The sequence below is a fragment of the Sphingomonas sp. MS122 genome (assembly GCF_049532975.1).
Classification (GTDB): domain Bacteria; phylum Pseudomonadota; class Alphaproteobacteria; order Sphingomonadales; family Sphingomonadaceae; genus Sphingomonas.
The window spans coordinates 132,919-145,824 of record NZ_CP186695.1; the positions used below are offsets into that span (position 1 = coordinate 132,919).

8 protein-coding genes are annotated in these 12,906 nt (G+C 67.7%); 3 read left to right on the plus strand and 5 right to left on the minus strand.

All coding sequences use genetic code 11. The features are described from left to right. Position 1 precedes the first annotated feature (1 nt). Together paoC and ACO227_RS00680 are read left to right on the plus strand one after the other, a co-directional pair. Positions 2 to 2,188, plus strand: a complete 2,187-nt coding sequence (paoC, locus tag ACO227_RS00675) for an aldehyde oxidoreductase molybdenum-binding subunit PaoC (protein ID WP_423604457.1) — start codon at positions 2 to 4, stop codon at positions 2,186 to 2,188. A gap of 76 nt (positions 2,189 to 2,264) precedes the next feature. After that, positions 2,265 to 3,134 (plus strand): XdhC family protein, encoded by an 870-nt coding sequence (locus ACO227_RS00680; protein ID WP_423607410.1) that lies wholly within the window; start codon positions 2,265 to 2,267, stop codon positions 3,132 to 3,134. Between the two features lie 410 nt (positions 3,135 to 3,544). Here ACO227_RS00680 and ACO227_RS00685 read toward each other — a convergent pair whose 3' ends face one another. The 5 genes from ACO227_RS00685 to ACO227_RS00705 all read right to left on the minus strand — a co-directional run bounded on the left by ACO227_RS00685 (position 3,545) and on the right by ACO227_RS00705 (position 9,784). Beyond that, positions 3,545 to 5,308, minus strand: coding sequence for an N-acyl-D-amino-acid deacylase family protein (locus tag ACO227_RS00685; protein WP_423604458.1), 1,764 nt, complete (start codon positions 5,306 to 5,308; stop codon positions 3,545 to 3,547). A gap of 27 nt (positions 5,309 to 5,335) precedes the next feature. Continuing rightward, positions 5,336 to 6,358, minus strand: a complete 1,023-nt coding sequence (locus ACO227_RS00690; protein ID WP_423604460.1) for a DUF1611 domain-containing protein — start codon at positions 6,356 to 6,358, stop codon at positions 5,336 to 5,338. After that, entirely contained in the window at positions 6,339 to 7,349 is a 1,011-nt protein-coding gene (locus tag ACO227_RS00695; RefSeq protein WP_423604462.1) for a dipeptide epimerase, read from the minus strand. The genes ACO227_RS00690 and ACO227_RS00695 overlap by 20 nt, the downstream gene beginning before the upstream one ends. Further along, on the minus strand, positions 7,346 to 8,998 hold the full coding sequence (locus tag ACO227_RS00700) for an N-acyl-D-amino-acid deacylase family protein (protein WP_423604464.1): 1,653 nt from the start codon (positions 8,996 to 8,998) through the stop codon (positions 7,346 to 7,348). The genes ACO227_RS00695 and ACO227_RS00700 overlap by 4 nt, the downstream gene beginning before the upstream one ends. Before the next feature lie 114 nt (positions 8,999 to 9,112). Further along, positions 9,113 to 9,784, minus strand: a complete 672-nt coding sequence (locus ACO227_RS00705; RefSeq protein ID WP_423604466.1) for a helix-turn-helix domain-containing protein — start codon at positions 9,782 to 9,784, stop codon at positions 9,113 to 9,115. A gap of 228 nt (positions 9,785 to 10,012) precedes the next feature. Here ACO227_RS00705 and ACO227_RS00710 point away from each other — a divergent pair, with 228 nt between their 5' ends. After that, a complete protein-coding gene (locus ACO227_RS00710; RefSeq protein WP_423604467.1) occupies positions 10,013 to 12,862 on the plus strand; it encodes a TonB-dependent receptor domain-containing protein in 2,850 nt (949 codons plus the stop codon). Positions 12,863 to 12,906 lie beyond the last annotated feature (44 nt).

Sequence of the window (12,906 nt, forward strand, 5' to 3'; positions counted from 1 at the left end):
GATGAAGTTCGACACGCCCGCCGGCATCAACCCGATCGACCAGCTCAAAGTCATCGGCAAGCCTACCGACCGCATCGACGGTCCGCTCAAGGTATGCGGCCAAGCGCCCTACGCCTATGAGCAGCCCGCGCCCAACGCCGCCTATGGTTTTGTCGTCGGGTCGGCGATCGCCAAGGGACGGATCAGCTCGATCGACCTCAGTGCGGCAAAGGCCGCGCCGGGCATGCTCGCGATCGTCACCGCGGACAATGCCGGCAAGCTCGAAAAGGGCAATTTCAATACCGCGCATCTGCTCGGCGGCCCCGAGATCCAGCATTATCACCAGGCAGTGGCGCTGGTCGTTGCCGAGACGTTCGAGCAGGCACGCGATGCTGCGGCGCTGGTCCGCATCGACTATGCGCGCAGCAAGGGCGCGTTCGATCTCCACGCCGCCAAGGACGGGGCACAGCCGTCGCGCGAGCAGGCCGACCTCAAGCTCGGCGACTTCGCCGCCGCCTTCGCCTCGGCGCCGGTGACGATCGACGCGACCTATCACACACCGGACCAGGCCCACGCGATGATGGAGCCGCATGCGACGATCGCGGCTTGGGAAGGCGACCAGCTCACGCTGTGGACCGCCAACCAGATGATCAACTGGGGCCGCGGCGACGTCGCCCGGACGCTCGGCATCCCGCGCGAGAAGGTGCGGCTGATCTCGCCCTATATCGGCGGCGGCTTCGGCGGGAAGCTGTTCGTCCGCGCCGACGCGATCCTCGCAGCGCTCGGCGCCAAGGCCGCAGGCCGCCCGGTCAAGGTCGCGCTGACCCGGCCGCTGATGTTCAACAACACCCCGCATCGCCCCGCGACGATCCAGCGCATCCGCCTCGGCGCGACGCGCGAGGGCAAGATCACCGCGATCGGGCACGAGAACTGGTCGGGCGACCTGCCCGGCGGCGGCATCGAGAACGGCGTGCAGCAGACCCGCTTCCTCTATGCCGGCGAGAACCGCATGCTGCAGTGCCGGCTCGCGGTGCTCGACCTGCCCGAGGGCAATGCGATGCGCGCGCCCGGCGAGGCGCCGGGCATGATGGCACTCGAGATCGCGATCGACGAGATGGCCGAGAAGCTCGGCATGGACCCGGTCGAGTTCCGCATCCTCAACGACACCCAGGTCGTACCCGAGAACCCGCCCAAGCCCTTCTCGCAGCGCCAACTGGTCGAGTGCCTGCGCCAGGGCGCGCAGCGTTTCGGCTGGAGCAAGCGTTCGGCCACGCCCGGTAGCGTCCGCGACGGGCAATGGCTGGTCGGCATGGGCGTCGCCGCGGGCTTCCGCAACGCGCCGGTGACCAAGTCCGCCGCACGGGTGCGGCTCGCCGCCGACGGGCGCGTGACGGTCGAGACCGACATGACCGACATCGGCACCGGCAGCTACACGATCATCGCCCAGACGGCGGCCGAGATGATGGGCGTGCCGCTCGACCGGGTCGAGGTGCGCCTCGGCGATTCGACCTTTCCGGTCTCGGCCGGCTCGGGCGGACAATGGGGCGCCGCCAGCTCGACCGCCGGCGTCTACACCGCCTGCGTCAAGCTGCGCGAGTTGGTGGCGCAGAAGCTCGGCCTCGATCCCGCTACGGCGACCTTCAGCGGCGGCCGCGTGCGCAGCGGCCGGCGCAGCGTCGCGCTCGGCAAGGCTGCCGAATCCGGCGAGATTGTCGCCGAGGACGCGATTGAGTTCGGCGACCTCGCTCGCCGCTACCAGCAATCGACCTTTGCCGGGCATTTCGTCGAGGCGGCAGTGCATAGCCTCACCGGCGAAATCCGTGTCCGCCGTATGCTCGCAGTGTGCGCAGCGGGGCGCATCCTCAACCCCAAATCCGCGCGCAGCCAGGTGATCGGCGCGATGACCATGGCGGTCGGCGCCGCGCTGATGGAGGAGCTCGCGGTCGACAAGCGCTTCGGCTTCTTCGTCAATCACGACCTCGCCGGATATGAGGTACCGGTCCATGCCGACATCCCGCACCAGGAATGCATCTTCCTCGACGAGACCGATCCGCTGTCCTCGCCGATGAAGGCCAAGGGTGTGGGCGAGCTCGGCATCTGCGGCGTGGCGGCGGCGGTCGCCAACGCGGTCTACAATGCCACCGGGGTGCGGGTGCGCGAATATCCGATCACGCTCGACAAGTTCTTCGAGCGGCTGCCGACCGCGTGAGCTTGCCACCCCCGGATCGAATGTGAGCGACATCGACGTCATTCTCGAGGCGGCGGACCGTTGGCGCGGCGACCGCATGGCGCTGGCGACCGTGATCTCGACCTGGGGTTCGGCGCCGCGGCCGGTGGGCAGCCACATGCTGGTCAACGCCGACGGCCGCTTCGAGGGCTCGGTGTCGGGCGGATGCGTCGAGGGCGACATCCTGCAGGCGGCGGCGGAAGTGATTGCCGGCGCGCCCGCCATGTTGAAACGCTATGGCGTGTCCGATGCCTCGGCCTGGGAAGTCGGCATGCCGTGCGGCGGCGAGATCGCCGTGCTGGTCCAGCCGGTCTCCGGGCAGGGCTTCCCGCCGCCCCTGTTCGAGCGCATCGCGCAGGCCCGCGATGCCGGCGAGCGGCTCATCGTCTCGACCGATCTCGAAACGGGATCGAGTCGCGAAGGCGACGGCCCGGGCTTCGTCAACCGCTACGATCCGCCTCGCCGCCTGCTGATCGTCGGCGCGGTCCAGATCGCCCAGGCGCTCACCGCGATCGCCCGGCAGGTCGGCATCGCGCCGGTCGTGATCGATCCGCGCGGCCGCTTCCTGACGCCGGAGCGCTTCCCCGATTGCGAGCTCGACGATGGCTGGCCCGACGAGGCGATCGGCCGGCGCCGGCCGGACATGGCCACTGCGGTCGTCACCCTGAGCCACGATCCCAAGATCGATGACGCCGCCCTGCTCGCCGCGCTCGCCGCCCCGACCGGCTATGTCGCCGCGCTGGGCTCGCGCCGCAGCCACGCGGCCCGGCTCGAGCGGCTGGCGAATGCGGGCGTGACGCCGTCGGACCTCGCACGCGTGCAAGGTCCGGCCGGACTCGACATCGGCTCGATCGGGGCGTCGGAGATCGCACTCTCCGTCGCCGCCGGCATGGTCGCGGCGTTCAACGCACTGCCGTCGAAGGTCTAAGCTGCGGATGTTCGGAGTGGTGCGCTTACGGCATCGAGCCTGCGCCGAAACGGGGAATCATATTATTCGAGAACGTGAGATTCGCCCACGCCCACCTGTTCCTGATCGCCAACTTTTGGACCGGTTGCGGCCGGTCTGCTTTCAGATCGATCGCGGAGGAAAGCTGACTTTGCCACCACGGGTTGTTCCGAGGGCTGGAAACGGGCCGCTTGCTGCCTGTCAAGCGTGACACCCGGCTCACCCGCCAGCTTGGCCCGCACAGCGTACCGCTCGCGAATACCAGCGGCGCCTTCCCGAACATCGGCCGTTTCTACGCCGCGAGCCTCTCGTTTAACCGATCGATCGCGCGCTAGCGGCGGCGGCCCCTCGCAAACCGATCCGAGGGTCGGCGGCACCTTCCGGTCCGGGGGCTATTTCGGCGGCTTACACGCTCCGCCGCCGGGCCAGCCGGTCCAGCCCGGCCCGCGCACCACCTGGCCGGGCCGCGCCCGCATCGGCTCGCCGTCGCGCAGCGCCGCGGTGCCGTTGACGAACACGTCGCGCACCCCGGTGGCGAGCGCCCAGGGGTTCTCGACCGTCGCGCGATCGGCGACCGTCTTGGGATCGAACACCACGACATCGGCATAATAGCCGGGCTTGAGCGAACCGCGCTCGCGCAGCGCGAGGTTGGCGGCGGGCAGCGCGCTCATCCGCCGTACCGCCTCGGCGAGCGAGAGGCGCTTCTCATCGCGGCTGTACTTGCCGAGCACACGGGCGAAGGTGCCATAGGCGCGCGGGTGCGGGCGTGATTTGAGGAACGCGCCCTCGGGCGCCTGCGCCCCCGCGTCGGAGCCGAAGCTCATCCACGGCAGCGACGTCGCGCGCGCGACATTCGTCTCGTCCATCAGGCGATAGAGCGTGCCGACGCGGCTGCCGTCCTCGATCACCAGGTCGATGATCGTATCCTCGGGTGACGTGCCGCGCATCGCCGCGATCTCGGCGATCGTCTTGCCCGAGAGGGGCTTCAGTTTCTCGTTCTTGAAGCCGACCGCGATCATCCCCTCGGCCCCGCCGGCAGCGCGGTACATATTCTCCCAGCCGACCCCCGGCGCCTTCATCTCGGCGATGACGCGCGCGCGGATCCCGGGCTTGCGCAGCTGCTCGATCCACGCCTCGAGTCCGCCCGACTGGACCCAGGTCGGCATCGCCGCGTCGAGCCCGGTGCCCGCCACGTCATAAGGATACATGTCGGCGGTGACCTTCAGCCCCTCGCGCCGGGCGGCCTCGACGCGCGCGATCGCCGCATCGATCTTGTGCCAGTTGTCGCGCCCGGCCTGCTTGAAGTGGTAGATCTCGGCGCGTGCGCCGGTCGCGCGAGCGATTTCGACCAGCTCGTCGATCGCCTCGAGCAGCCGGTCGCCCTCGGAGCGCATATGGCTGATATAGGCGCCGTCGCAGCGCGCGGCCTCCTCGACCAGCGCGATCAACTCGGGCGTCTCGGCATAGCTGGCGGGGGCGTAGATCAGCGACGAGCCGACCCCGAGCGCGCCCTGCCGCATCTCGGCCGCGACCAGCGCGCGCATTCGCGCGAGCTGCGCCGCATCGGGATCGACATCGCTCTCGCCGAGCACGTTGGTGCGTACCGTCGCGGCGCCCACGTAAGAGGCGATGTTCTGCGACACGCCGCGCTTCGCCAGCCAGTCGAGATACTCGCCGAGGCTGGTCCATTCGACGCTGTAGCGCAGGTCGCTCTGGCGGCGGACCATGTCCGCCTTCATCGCCGGGGTGAGTGGCCCCATGCTCTCGCCCTCGCCGAACACCTGCAGCGTCACGCCCTGCTTGAGCTCGCTCAAGCCCCGGCCGTCGGCGATCAGCGATTCGATGCCCCAGCTCAGCATGTTGATGAAGCCAGGCGCGATCGCCATCCCGCGGGCATCAATCACTGTCTTCGCTCCGCCCGGCGCCCTTGGCCCGACATAGACGATACGCTCGCCCCGGATCGCTACGTCACCCTTCACGCCGGGCTTGCCGCTGCCGTCATAGATGGTGCCGCCACGCAGCACGATATCATAGGCCGGCGCCGGCTGGCTGGGTGCAGTTGTCGCCGGCGCCGGCGCAGGGGTCGCAGTGACCGGGACGCTGACCAGCACGGCCAGCGAGACAAGTGCCAATCCGACGTGTTTCCCCATCACCATCACTTCCAATCCTGTGGGTTCATTGTGTCAGCGCAGGCATGCCTCCACCAGCGCTTCGAAAGCCGCACCGCCACGGATCGGGTCGGCGGCGGGCAGGCCGTAACGGTCCGCCACGCGCGCGATCTCATCCGCTGCTGCCGCTGCGTCCATCGCCGCGGTGTTGAGGCTGATCCCGGCGCAGCGCACATCGGGGTTGGTCAGCCGCGCCGCGCCGAGATAGGCGTCGATCGCGACGTCGAGCGCCGGAAGCGGATAGCTGGGCCGGCCCAGGATCGCGGTGCGGCCAGGCATATGGCATAGCACGATCACGTCGGGCTGGCTGCCATGAACCAGGCCCAGCGTGACCGCGGCGTAGCTCGGGTGAAACAGCGAACCCTGACCCTCGATCACGTCCCAGTGATCCACCGCCGCGTCCGGGCTGAGCAGCTCGGCCGCGCCCGACACGAAATCGGAGACGACCGCGTCGATCGGGATGCCACCGCCGGCGATCAGGATGCCGGTCTGCCCGGTCGCGCGGAAGTCGCTCGAAACGCCGCGCTTCGCGAAGGCACGCGCGAGCGCCAGCGCAGTGTATTTCTTGCCGAGAGCGCAATCGGTGCCGACGGTCAGCAGCCGCTTGCCGCTGCGCCTGTCGCCGGTGCCGACCGGAATGCCCGTGGGCGGGACGCGCACGTCGTGCAGCTTCACGCCATGGCGCTCGGCCGCCGCAGCGATGGCGGGATGGTCGGCGAGGCGGCCATGCATCCCGCTCACCAGATCGAGTCCAGCGGCCATCGCCTCGACCAACGGCGCGACCCAGCTCGCGGCGATCGCCCCGCCGGGATTGGCGACCCCGATCACCACCGAACGCGCGCCAGCGGCCACGGCTTCCGCGGCGGTCATCCGCGGCAGGCCGGCGCTCACCACCGTCCCGGCAAAGGCCAGTTCGCCCACGCAGCGCTCTCGCGCCCATTCGGCGAGGCCGAGCCCGGTCTTGGCGTAGCCCGGCTCGGTGAGGTCGCCCAGGAACAGCAGATAGGGGGCGGGCAGCTCAAGCGAAGGCAGCTTCATCCTTGCCTCCCCACACCAGAGGTGAAATCTCGACGCGGCCGTCGCGATATTGCGCGGCGACGTCACGGTCGCGGCCGAGCAGAAGCGGGCCATCGAGATCGACGACGTCGCAATATTGCCCGACGACATAGGCCGGCGCCATCGACCAGGAGGTGCCGAGCATGTTGCCGACCATGATCCTCAGGCCCAACACGGACGCCTGTTTCGCGATCTCCAGCGCCTCGGTCAGCCCACCGCACTTGTCGAGCTTGATGTTGACCATCTGATAGCGCCCGATCAGCGAGGGCAGGTCGGCGAGGCTCTGCGCGCTTTCGTCGGCGGCGAGCGGAATGCGCGACTTGAGGCCGTCGAGCGTCGCGTCCAGCCCTACCGGCACCGGCTGCTCGAGCAGCGCCACGTCGGCCGCCATCAGCACCGGAATCAGTGCCTCGGTCGTCGCGCGGGTGAGGCCCTGGTTGGCGTCCACCCCGATCCATGCCTTGGGACAAGCTTCGCGCACCGCACGCACCCGATCGGCATTGGACGGGTCTTCGGTCAGCTTGAGCTTGAGCGCGGGCACGGGGCCATAGGCGAGCGCCTGCTGCGCCATCGCCTCCGGCGTATCGGCGCCGACGGTGCACACTGTCACCAGCGGCCGCGGATCGCTGATCCCCGCCAGCGTCATCACCGTCGTGCCCCGCTGCCGAGCTTCGAGCTCCCACAGCGCGCAGTCGACCGCGTTGCGCGCGCCGCCCGGGGGCATCAGCTGCGCGAGCTCGACGCGGGTGATCCCCGCCTCGATCGCGTCGCGCATCGCCTCGACCTCACGGATCATCTTTGCCGGGGTGTCGTCACGATAATAGACGCCCGCACCCTCGCCCCGGCCGACATGCTCGCCGTCGGAAAGCTCGACGATCAGCAACGGTACGCTTGTCCACACCTTGCCGGTGATGCGGAACGGGCTGTGCGTCGGCCATTCCTCCAGCCTCGTCGTCAGTTTCAACCTTGTCACTTGAGTTGTGCTCCCGGCGCCGCGCAGGCGCCCTTCAGGACCGAACCCGGCTTGGCGCCGGTCACCTTGCCGCCCGCCAGCACCAGCTGGCCGTTGACGATCACATCGTCGATCCCGACCGGCGAGACGGTCGGCTGGTTGAACGCGGCACGGTCGTCGAGCTTGTCATAGTCGAAGATCGTTACGTCCGCCCGCAGCCCCTCGCGCAGCACGCCGCGGTCGGTCAGGCCCATGCGATGGGCCGGCCAGGAGGTCATCTTTCGCACCGCATCCTCGAGCGTCAGCACCGGGCGGCGCTTGACGTACTCGGCGATGATGCGCGCGGCATTGCCATAGGCGCGCGGGTGGGGAAGGCCGAGGCCGTCGATCTGGCCGAATACCTCCGCCGCGCCGGCATCGCTGCCGATCGAGACCCAGGGCTGCTTGAGCGCAGTCTCGATATCGCGCTCGTCCATCATGAAATAGAGCGCCACCGCGCGCTTGGGCAAAGCGGCGAGCATGATGTCCCACGCGATATCCGCGGGATCGGCATTGCCCTCGGTCTTGGCGATCTCCGCGAGCGACTTGAACCGGTATTTGTCCCAACGCGGATTATGCGCATTGCCGAGCACGATCTTGTCCCAGCCGCCCGCCGAAACGACCATGTTGGTCCAGCCGGCCTGCGGCCCGGCGGCGATGTCGCGCTTCATCTTCGTCCGTTGCGCTGGGTCGTTGAGCAGCTTCACCGCCTCGGCGAAGCCCTTCTCGTACACCCAGTTGGGCGCGATGATCTCGAGCCCTGTGCCGGCGAAGGGATAGAGATACATGTCCGCCGCGACGTCGACGCCGCGGGCACGCGCGTCGGCGATCAGCTTCACCGCCTGCGGCATCAGCTGCCCGAACTTGGGCGCCCACGCGGCTTTCAGGTGAAAGATCTCGACCTTCACGCCGGCGCGTTCGCCGATCGCGATTGCTTCCTTGACGCCGTCGAGCAGCCCTTCGCTCTCGTCGCGCATGTGCGTCGCGTAGATCGCGTTGCACGGCGCCGCAGTCTTGACGATCTCGACCAGCTCGTCGGTGGTCTGGAAGCTGCCCGGCGGATAGATCAGCGCAGTGGCGAGGCCCAGCGTGCCCGCGTTCATCGCGGTGCGTACCTTGACCTTGATCTGCGTCATCTGCGCCGGCGTCGGCGTGCCCGCGGCATCGCCCATCACCTCGCGCCGCGCTTGCGTCGGTGAGTAATAGGTGCCGAAATTGACCGCGATCCCCTTGGTCTCCAGCTCCTTGAAATAGGCCGCGACCTCGTCGGCCGGGACGGGGGTGCCGCCTTCGCCCGCGATCAGCGTGGTGACGCCGGTGCGCAGCTTGTTCTCGGCGATGCCGTTGGTGCGCAGCACGCGGCCCGACTGATCCATCATGTCGATCCAGCCCGGCGACACATAGCGGCCGCGCGCATCGACCTCCTGCCTGCCCTTGCCTGCGACCTTGCCGATCCGCGCGATGCGCCCGTCCTTGATCGCCACGTCGGCGGAGACCCAGGGATTGCCGGCGCCGTCGAGGACGCGCCCACCGCGGATCACGATGTCATATTCGGGTGCCGGCTCCTGCCCGTGCACCGGTGCGACGGCGATGGCTGCCGCGGCGGCCGCGGCGAAAATGTGCAGCTTCATGCGCCACTCCCCTGTTCGCGATTCGCGTGAAGCCCGAATCGCCACGGAAGCATTGCTAGCCGCTGATTTTCATTTTGGAAAGTATTCTACTTTGCGAAACTCGCGCACCTCAGCTCAGCTCGGCCGCGACCAGCGCGGCGCGCCGCCATCCGCCGACGGATCCTCGCCCTTCCGCGCGGCAGCTTCCGCGATCAACTCGTCCTGCAGATGCTCGTCGCCCGATGCGCACACGACGAGCATGGCCGCCTCGTCATAGCCGGGCGCGACCAGATAGGCGTGGCCCATGGTGCTGTCGATATAGACGCCCTCGCCCTTGTGCAGCGTCACCGGCTCGTAGAATTCGGTGTGGAGCACGGCCGCGCCCTCGATGACATAGGCGAATTCCTCGCCGCTGTGGCGCACGAGATCGCCGAATTCCTCAAGCGTCCTGGAGGTCACGCGCGCGTGAATCGGGATCATCCGGCGATTGCGGAGCTCTCCGGAGAAATAGCTGTACTCGTAGTTGGTCGTGGTGATTCGGATCGCACGATCGAGCGTCGCCAGGCTGCGCCGCCCGGTCACCACGGGCGCGCCTTTCCGGGGCTCGGGCTCGGCGAACAACGCCGTCAGCGGGATGTTGAGCGAGCGCGCGAACTGCTGGAGCTTGTCGTAGCTCAGCGTGAGCTTGTCGTTCTCGATCTTCGACAGGGTCGAAAGCGGAATGCCGACCGCGCGGCTCATGTCCGACAATTTCCATCCGCGCTCCTGGCGCAGGCGCTTCACGATGGTTCCAAGGCTTGGCGTCATTTGTCAGCTATTTAGCACAGATTTGCGGATTTGAAATCGGTTCCGCTGGGGCTGCTTGCGTCAGGAATGGAAGTTTCACGGCCACCACCACACCACGTCATTTTCTGTCTTGACGACATTCTCCAATAAGAGAACAACTGCCAACCCAGAACTCAGAGAGTCGCGGATCAAGCGGCTCCATCGCCGCACAGGGACATGTTTTCACGAAACGAAAATAGGGGACACGCAATGGCGGAGACGATGGGCATGCGGCGCGATAGCTGGAAGCGCCGGATCATGGCGGGCGCGGCGTTCGGCCTCCCGCTGGCTCTCCCGAGCTTCGCCTGGGCACAGGCGGCCCCAGAAGAAGAACCCGAAGAGGTGATCGTCACCGGCTCTCAGATCGCGCGCAGCGGCTTCGACACGCCGACGCCCGTCACCGTCGTCGGTACCGAGGATTTCGAGCGCGTCGCCGCGCCCAACATCGCCGATGCGCTCAACCAGTTTCCCGCGCTCAAGCCCAGCGTCACGCCTGAGGCGACGACCAACCTCTCCAAATTGTCGGCGGGCAATTATCTCGACCTGCGCGGCCTCACCTATCTGCGCACGCTGACCCTGGTCGACGGCAAGCGGCCGACGCCCTCGTCGCCGGAGGGCGTGGTCAACGTCAACAACATCCCCCAGGCGGTGATCTCGGGCGCCGAAGTGGTGACCGGCGGCGCCTCCGCGGCCTATGGCTCGGACGCGGTCGCGGGCGTGGTCAACTTCAAGATCGACCACAAGCTCGAGGGCGTGCGCGGCAACGCGCAATACGGCATCAGCGACTATGGCGATAACAAGAGCTATCTGGGCTCGATCGCGGCGGGCACCAAGTTCGCCGGCGGACGCGGCCATATCATCGTCGGTGCCGAAGCCGCGCAGAGCAAGGGCATCCTCGATTACGGCGAGCGCGAATGGGGCGACTATGCCGTCATCGCCAACCCCGCAAGCACGCCGACCAACACTGCGCCGACCTATATCCTGGTCAACCAGCCGCGCAGCTCGAACACCTCCTATGGCGGCCTGATCAACAGCGCGACCGGCGCCAATGGCACCGCCCTGCTGCGCGGCATCCAGTTCCTGGGCAACGGCCAGACCGGCCCGTTCAACTATGGCACCAACCAGACCGCCAACGCGCACCAGGGCGGCGACGGCGTCTGCGGCATCTGCGATGCGGTGCTCAAGCAGCCGTACAAGCGCTGGGCCGCCTATGGCGCGAGCGAGTTCGAGTTCGATACCGCCGCGACGCTCTACGCCAGCTTCGGCTATGCCCGCTCGGATATCGAGAAGGCGCCGTCGATCACCGCCAACGACCAGATCACGATCCAGCGCGACAACGTCTTCCTGCCCGCCTCGATCCGCACGATCCTCGACGCCAATCCGGACATTACCAGCTTCGTGATGGGCCGTGCGATCAACGATTACGCGCGCGGCTACATCAACAAGATGACGTGGAACTGGCAGGCGGTGGCGGGGCTGCGCGGCAAGCTCGGCGGATCGTGGAGCTACGACGTATCCTATGTCTACGGCAAGGCGCGCGACTACACCAACTTCGCCGGGGCGCGAATCACCGCCAACTGGCGCAACGCGCTCGACGCGGTCGACAATCCCGCGACGCCGGGCGTGGTCGATCCGATCTGCCGCTCGACGATCACCAACCCCGGCAACGGCTGCGTCCCGCTCGACCTGTTCGGCGTGGTCGCGCCGGGCGAGCAGGCGGCCGCGCTCGACTACATCACCGGCGATTCGATCCGCGACTGGCATATGAAGCAGCAGGCCGCGGACCTGATCGTGCGCGGCAACCTCTTCTCGCTTCCCGCTGGCCCGGTCGGCTTCGCCGGCGGCGTCCACTGGCGCAAGTTCGAGGTCGACGTCCTCTCCGATCCGCTCTCGGCGAGCCGGCCGGGCGGCGCGACGGTGTTCCGCGTCGGCAACACCATCCCCTTCTCCGGCACCGAAGAGGTCAAGGAAGCGTTCGGCGAGCTGCTGATCCCGATCCTCGCCGATCAGGATTATGCCAAGAATCTCGAGCTCGACCTCGCTGGACGCATCACCGACTACAAGACCTCAGGCCAGGTCGAAACGTGGAAGATCGGCGTCAACTATGCGATGACCGAGTTCCTCCGCTTCCGCGCCACGCGCTCGCGCGACATCCGCGCACCCAACATCCAGGAGCTGTTCGCGGCCGGGCAGACGCTGATCTTCCCCATCACCGACAGTGCCCGCGCGAACGAGAATTACACGGTCTCCACCACCCAGGGCGGCAACCCGTTCCTCGAGCCCGAGATCGCCGACACGCTGACGCTGGGCATGATCGTGTCGCCGACGCGCGACCTGCGCTTCTCGCTCGACTATTACGACATCAAGATCGAGGGTGCGATCGCCGCGCTCACCGCACAGCAGATCATCACCCGCTGCAACAATGGCGATGCCGGGTCATGTGCGCTGGTCACCCGCGAGCCATCGGCGGGCGGCACGCCGGGCCTGATCACCGGGCTCCGGCTGGCGCCGGCGAACTTCCAGTCGATCATGACCGCGGGCATCGATTTCGAGGCCTCGTATCGAACCGATCTGTGGAACGGCAGCCTCGATCTGCGCGTGCTCGCCAACTACATCAACAAGCTCGAGCTGGTCGGCGATGGTGGCACGAAGACGATCCTCGCCGGCACGCTGTCGCAGACTTTCATCGACGGGGTGAACGGCTCGCCCAATCTGCGCGTCACCAGCTCGGCGAGCTACGGCACCGACGGCTATCGCGTGAATCTCACCGGCCGCTGGGTCGGCGGCGGCCTCATCACCCGCGACACAACCGTCACCAAACCGTACGGCACCCCCATCAGCGACAAGATGCACGGCAATGGCCGCTTCTATCTCGATCTGTCGGGTGAGGTGACGCTGTTCCGTCCCACCGGCGGCAAGAGCAAGGTCGCGGCCTATGGCTCGATCCTCAACCTGCTCGACACCGATCCGCCGATCCTCGGCTATGACTGGGCGACCGCTCGTCACCTCTATGACGTGATCGGGCGGCAGTTCACTGCCGGGATCCGCTTCAGCTTCTGACGGCCCACGATAGAAACAGCACGAAGAAGGGGAGATTGCGCGTG